The sequence below is a fragment of the Streptomyces hokutonensis genome, assembly GCF_000376565.1.
In the GTDB taxonomy this organism is placed as follows: domain Bacteria; phylum Actinomycetota; class Actinomycetes; order Streptomycetales; family Streptomycetaceae; genus Streptomyces; species Streptomyces hokutonensis.
Window position 1 is genome coordinate 1 of the sequence record NZ_BARG01000150.1, and the last position, 6,520, is coordinate 6,520.

Here is a 6,520-nt window from a genome sequence, read left to right on the forward strand (position 1 = left end):
CGGAGACGGCCGCGATGTTCTTCTCGGAGGCGGCGATCAACTTCTCTGCCTTTTCAGTGACGTTGAAGACCTTGCCCATGTCGCGCAGCAGTGTGTAGCTGTCGGCGATGGTCATCTTCGAGGTGTCCTGGTCACAACCCTGCGGTGAGACATAGCTGTTGGCGCCGACGGCCTTCAACTGGTCACGGGTGGCGAAGCCGTTCTTCTCGTCGAAGCCGTACGAGGTCGTCGACAGGACGAGATCGGGGCGCAGGCCGAGCATCGCCTCGCGGGGGATGTCGTAGGCGTCGTTGAGTTTCACGTCCCCGGTGGGCAGGGCCTTGATGGCGGCGGCGCGGCCCGTGACCTCGGACATGCCGTAGGTCTGCTGGTTGGCGACGATCTTGTCCTGGAGGCCGAGGGCGAGGAGCGTGGAGACCTCGGCGACGGAGGCGCCGTTCATGACGACGACCCGGCTGGGGGCCTTTGGGAAGGTCTCGGTCCCTCCGCAGTTCTTCAGAGTCACCGGATAGCCCGTCTTCGACACGGCGGCCTCGGTCGTCGAACCGCCCGCCGCGTCGTCGTCCGAGGAGTCGCCGCATGCTGTCGTCAGTAGACAGAGGGCTGCGGCCAGGGCGGTGGCGACCGGCCGGTTGATCGACATGCGGGCTCCTTGTGTACGGGATCTGCTCATGGAAAAGGGCACGGGGTGAAAGGTTCTGTTGCAGTAGTCGGGGCGAAGTGATCGCCAGTTCCCGGCAAGTCCCGTCTACTTGGCGCGCGTTGCCGGGGCGGGCAGCACACCCGCGGCGACGCAGTGGTCCAGGTAGCCGAAGACCAGGGCGCGATCGACGGGCGGGCAGGTGATGCCGCTGTCTTCCAGTCCCGCGCGGACGTTGTCGGCCCGGACACGGCCGAGGCTCAGGTCGGTCGGCGCGGACTGCTCGGCGGAGTCGAAGAAGGCGAGCGTCGTGGCGGCGACATCGGCAGAGCGGGGCAGTTGCTCCCGCCAGCGCGTGAGCGGCAGCCTCCGTACCGGATAGCCGTACTCCCCCACCCAGCCGTAAACATCGTCGAGCCGCACCCGCGGCAGGGTCGCGTGCTGGAAGACCGGACCACTCGCACGGTCAGCGGCGAGACAGAGGTGCACGACGGACCGGGCCACGAAGTCCACGGGCGTCCAGACCTCGTCCTCGAACAGCTCGGGGACGATCCCGGCGGGGATGCCGGCCCGCAGCACGCTCCACAGGAAGTCCCGCTCGTTGACGTATCCCGTGCCGGACGGGCCGACCACCCGGCCCAGGCGGTGCACGGTCACCGGAAGACCGCGCTCGGCCGCCTGCTCCAACAGCCGTTCCGAGGCCCACTTCGACTGCTGGTAGCCGTAGCGGAGTCCCTCGTGCGGCGGAAGGAATGCCTCCGGCACCTCGGGGCTGTGGCTCGCGGGCGGGGCCACGGACAGGGTGGAGATGTAGTGGAGGGGTGTCGTGCGTACGGCGGCCAGGCGCAGCAGGTGGTGGGTGGACTCGGTGTTGGCGGCGCGCAGGGTGGAGTAGTCGCGCATGATGCTGACGGTCGCGGCGTTGTGGAAGATCGCGTCGCAGGTCGTGGCGAGATCGGCGAGCGCGTCGCGGGTCAAGTCGAAGTCGGGGCGGGCGAGGTCGGCGGGGAGGGCCGTGATGCGGTGGCGTGCCCGCTCGTCGAGGGCGATGCCCTGCCGGTCAAGGGCTTGGTGGATACGGGCAGTTGCCTCGGTCTGGTCGTGGGCCCGCACCGTGCAGATGATCTCGGCTCGCGTGGCGGTGAGGAGTTGGGCCAGTAGGTGGGTGCCTACGAAGCCGGTCGCGCCGGTGAGGAGGACACGGCGGGGGACCTCTTCCGGGACGCGGCTGATGCCGGGCCGGATGCCCGGGTCGAGGGTGGTGTCGGCGAGGAGAGCCGACGGGAAGCCGGACCGTGGTTGGGCGTTCTCGCCGAGGAAGTCGGCCAGGGCGGCGGCCGTCGGGTATTGGAAGAGCCACGCAACCCGTATGTCTCGGCCGAGTTGGACACCGAGGCGGTTGGCCGCCTGGATCGCCTGGAGGGACTGGGCGCCGAGGTCGAAGACGTCGTCGTTCGCGGCGAGGGTTTCCGTGCCGAGGAGTTGACGCCAGACGGCGGTGACGGTCCGCTCAAGTGGGCTGCCGGTGGTGGGTAGTTGGGGCGCGGAAGTCTGGGCCAGAGCGGCTCGGTCGATCTTGCCGGAGCCCGTGCGGGGCAGCCGGTCGACGAATTCGACCGCAGAGGGGATCATCGCGGCGGGCAGCCTGGTCCGCAGGTGCTGTCTGACCTCCGAAGCGGGCGGCGCCGGTGATTCGGTGACCAGGTGGCCGGCCAGGCGCCGGGTGCCGTCGGGAAGGATCTGGCCCACGACTACGGCCTCCCGGACGCGCGGGTGGGTGAGCAGGGCGCTCTCGATCTCGGCGGGCTGGACACGATGGCCGCTGATCTTGAACTCGTCGTCCGCCCGTCCCAGGAACCGGAGTTGACCGTCCGCGCCGATGTCGACCAGGTCGCCGGTGCGGTAGGCGCGGGGAAGCCCGGCGAGGGGTGCGAAACGGGAACTGTCCACTGCGTCGCCCCGGTAGCCGCGCGCCAGGGCGTCGCCCAGCAGGTACAGCTCGCCGTCGACGACGGCGGCCCGGGTGCCGGGCAGCGGCAGACCGATCGGAACGTCACCGGGGTCGAGGGCCGGGTCGTGCAGGTCGGCGACCGTGGCGACCACGGTGGCCTCGGTCGGCCCGTAGGTGTTCAGCAACGCCACCGATGTACCGACGGCCTTGCGCCAGCGGTCGACCCGTTCCGGCAGCGCCGCCTCACCGCCGATGACGACGGTCCTTACGCCCTCGGGCAGCGCGCCGGCGCCGGTCGAGATCGCGTAGGCCACCTCGTGCCAGTAGGCGGTGGGCAGGTCCAGCACGCTCACGCGCAGGCGGGCGCACTCGTCCAGGAAGCGCGGTACCGATTCGGTCATGTCGTCGGCGCGGATCACCAGCGTGCCGCCGGCACACAGGGTCAGGAAGAGTTCCTCCACGCTGGCGTCGAAGTGCAGCGGGGCGAACTGCAGGACGCGGTCCGCACGCTGGATGCCGTAGCGGTGTGTGGCCGCCGCGACGAAGTGCGCCAGCGCACTGTGCTCGATCTCGACGCCCTTGGGGCGGCCGGTGGAACCGGAGGTGTGCAGTACGTACGCCAGGTCGGCCGGACCGGGCGGCGAGGGCACGGTGGCAGCGTCGGAATCCGGCTGGGACGGCAGGAGTACGGCGTGGTCCGGGAAGTCGGCCGCGCAGTCGTTGGTCGTCACCACGAGCGCCGGTTCGGTGTCGGCCAAGAGGTGGGCGATGCGGTCGGCAGGGGCTTTCGGGTCGAGGGGGCAGTAGGCGGCGCCTGCCAGCAGGACGCCCAGGATGGTGGTGACCGCGTCGATGCCCCGGGGCAGGGCCACCACGACCACGTCACCCTTGCCGATACCTCGGGCGGCCAGTCGGCGGGCCATCTCGCCTGCGGTGCCGCGGAGTTGTGCGTATGTGAGGCTGTCCCCCGCGTGCTCTACGGCTATTGCCGAGCCCCGCTGAGCCGCGTGGTCGGCGATCAGGCTCAGCACCGGGCGGGAGGGGGCGGGCAGCGGGCCGCCGTCCAGGACCCGGACGGCTCCGGCGGCGGAAGTGTCCGCCAGTTCCCGCAGTGGGCGGTCGGGGGCGGCGACCGCCTGGTCGAGGAGGGCGAGCAACTCCTCCTGGAAAGCGACCACTTCGAACTTCGAGTACAGGTCGGGGTTGGCGTCCACGGCGACGCGCAGGCCCGTGCCGTCGGAGCGGTCGTAGACGTTGACGGCCAGGTCGTCGACCGGTCCAGCGGACACGTTGAGGACGGTGCTGCGGTGGCCGGCGAACCGCAGGTCGTAGGCGAACGGCATGATGTTCACGCCCGGTCCGGACAGCCGGCGCTGACCGCCCACCAGCTTCAGGTCGCGCCTCAACTGCTCGTAGCGGTAGCGCTGGTGGGGCAGTCCGGCGCGCAGTTCGCGGGAGACGCGGGGCGCGAGGTCGCGCAGGGTGTCGTCGAGGATGACGGGCACGCGCAGCGGCAGGATGTTGCGCACCATGCAGGGGACACGCAGGGAGACCGAGCCGAGGCGGCCCATCGCGGGCAGGCTCAGGACGATCTCCGGGGCGCCAGTGACCTGGTGCAGGTGGGCGGCGGTTGCCGCGAGGACCACCTCGGACCATGTCACCGACAGGTCGCGGGCGACCGCGCGCAGGGCGGCGGACCAGTTGGCGTCCAGGTCGGTGACGTGGCGGTGGAAGGTGCGGGCGGGGAGGCCGGAGCGGCCGGTCGGGCTCGCCACCGGTGGGCGGTCGGCGTACCGGTCGGTCCAGTAGGCGCGGTCCTCGGTGTGGCGGGCGGAGTCGCGGTGGGCCGACTCCTCGGCGCGGACGGACTCCAGGGTGCCGAAGCCGCTGTCCGCGACGGGTTCCCCGGCCATGAGGGCCGTGTAGACCTGGGCCACTCGGCGGGCCACCAGCGAGAGGCCGAAGCCGTCGAGGGCTATGTGGTGGACACGGTGGTACCAGAGGTACTGCTCCTGCCCGGTCCTGAACAGGGCGTGGCCGAAGACCGGGCCGCGGGTGAGGTCGACGGGGCGGGCCATGTCCTGGTCCATCCAGGCCAGGGCCGCGGCCTGGGGATCGGGCTCGGTGGTGAGGTCGGCGATGTGGGTGCGCCAGTCGCCGGCCGGGGTGTCGAGCTGCCAGGGGTGGCCGGTGTCGTCGGTGACGAAGGTGACGTTGAGGGCCTCGGTCTCGGCGACGACGTGGTGCAGGGCGGTGTCGAAGGCGGCCGTGTCCACGGGGCCGTCGATGCGCACGTATTCGGCGGTGTTGTAGGCGGGGCTGCCCGTGTCGAGCTGCTGGCCGGTCCAGATGCCTTCCTGGGCGGCCAGCAGTGGGTGGCGCACGGTCATGTGGTCAACTCCCGCCGTGCGGAGAGGAGTTGCCACCACTGGGCGAACGAGGTGCACTCGGCGAGTTCGAGGAAGGTCACGTCGACGCCGGTCTCCCGCCACCTTTCCACGAGGGTGGTGATGCGCAGGGAGTCCAGCCCCGCGTGGAGGGGGTGCTCCTCGAGGTCTACTTCGTCGGGCCGCTGGTACAGGAACTCCGCCAGGTCCGCGCGGAAGCCGTCCAGCGTGAGGGAAGCGGTCATGTCGTCATCTCTCCAGTGGGAACGGTCAGTTGACCTTGCGCGCGGCGTCGCTCCAGAAGCGGTCGCGCAGTTCGCGGCGGAGGATCTTGCCGCTGGGGTTGCGCGGCACACTGTCGATGAACTCGTAGCGGGCGGGCAGCTTGAAGCTCGCCAGTCGCGGGACGAGGAAGGTGTGCAGGTCCCGGGGGCTGGGCTCGTGGCCCGCGACCGGGACGACGAAGGCGTGCACGTACTCGCCCCACCGCTCGTCGGGGGCTCCGACGACGACCGCCTCGGCCACGCCCGGGTGGCCTTCCAGGACATTCTCGATCTCGGCCGGGTAGACGTTCTCGCCGGCGACGAGGACGGCGTCCTTGATGCGGTCGCGGATGAAGACGTAGCCGTCCTCGTCGACGTAGCCGGCGTCGCCCGTGTGGATCCAGCCGTCGACGAGGGTCTCCGCCGTCTTGTCGGGCAGACCCCAGTACCCCACCATCCGGGCGGGGGTGTGCAGACACACCTCCCCGACCTGGCCCGGAGGCAGTTCGCGGCCCTGGTCGTCGATCACCTTGGTGCGCACGCCGGGGTAGGGGTGTCCGGCGGCCTGCATACGGGAGCCGCCGGGCAGGTGGTCGGCGGGCGGCAGGCAGACAGCGGTGTTGCCGGTCTCGGTCAGGCCGTAGATCTGCGCGAACTCGCAGTCCAGGACGGCGAGGCTCTCCTCCAGCAGCGCCTCGGAGATCGGGGAGCCGCCGTAGACGGTCTTGCGGAGGGTGGTGAAGTCCTGGGCTCTGACGCCAGGTTCGGTGAGCATCATGCGGAGCATGGCCGGGACGACGCAGGCCGTGGTGATCCCGAGGTCGCGGATGAGGTCGACGGCCCGGCGGGCGGCGAAGGCGCGCATCGCGACGACCGTGGTGCCCGCGTTGAAGTTCTGGGTGGCCCACCACAGGCCACCGATGTGGAACCCGGGGATGCCGACCAGCGCGATGTCACCGGACCGCCAGTCGATCCAGTCGAGCCCCTCGCTCGCCAGGGCGTCGCGGATGGCGAAGAAACTGCGGTGCGCCAGCACCACCCCCTTCGGCAGACCGGTGGTGCCGCTGGTGTAGAGCTGGGCGACGGGAGTGTCGGGGGTGGGGTCGAACTCCGTGTCGTGGAACGGGTGTTGATGACGCCATTCCTCCAACATCCCGAGCCCTACGACTGTTTCGGGCGGCGCGGTCGGCATGCCCTCAACGACCTGCTCGAACTCGTCCTCCAGGAACAGGAGTCGGGTGCCGGAGTCCTGGAGGATGTGGCTGACCTCGGGCGCGGC

Annotated in this window: 4 protein-coding genes; all 4 read right to left on the reverse strand. The window is 70.6% G+C overall.

The genetic code is table 11. The features are described from left to right. The coding region (locus SSP08S_RS54305; RefSeq protein WP_019076011.1) for an ABC transporter substrate-binding protein at positions 1-643 on the reverse strand (643 nt) is incomplete at its 3' end. A gap of 105 nt (positions 644-748) precedes the next feature. After that, on the reverse strand, positions 749-4,981 hold the full coding sequence (locus tag SSP08S_RS54310) for a non-ribosomal peptide synthetase (protein ID WP_019076012.1): 4,233 nt from the start codon (positions 4,979-4,981) through the stop codon (positions 749-751). After that, the gene (locus tag SSP08S_RS54315) at positions 4,978-5,223 is read right to left on the reverse strand and encodes a phosphopantetheine-binding protein (protein ID WP_019076013.1); all 246 of its coding nucleotides are present in this window, start codon (positions 5,221-5,223) and stop codon (positions 4,978-4,980) included. Before SSP08S_RS54315 ends, SSP08S_RS54310 begins: the two co-directional genes overlap by 4 nt. Before the next feature lie 25 nt (positions 5,224-5,248). After that, the coding region (locus SSP08S_RS54320; RefSeq protein WP_019076014.1) for an AMP-binding protein at positions 5,249-6,520 on the reverse strand (1,272 nt) is incomplete at its 5' end.

Excerpts from the sequence above, each read along its gene's own strand:
- SSP08S_RS54310 (WP_019076012.1), bottom strand. The coding sequence starts at position 4,981 with ATGACCGTGCGCCACCCACTGCTGGCCGCCCAGGAAGGCATCTGGACC.
- SSP08S_RS54315 (WP_019076013.1), bottom strand. The coding sequence starts at position 5,223 with ATGACCGCTTCCCTCACGCTGGACGGCTTCCGCGCGGACCTGGCGGAG.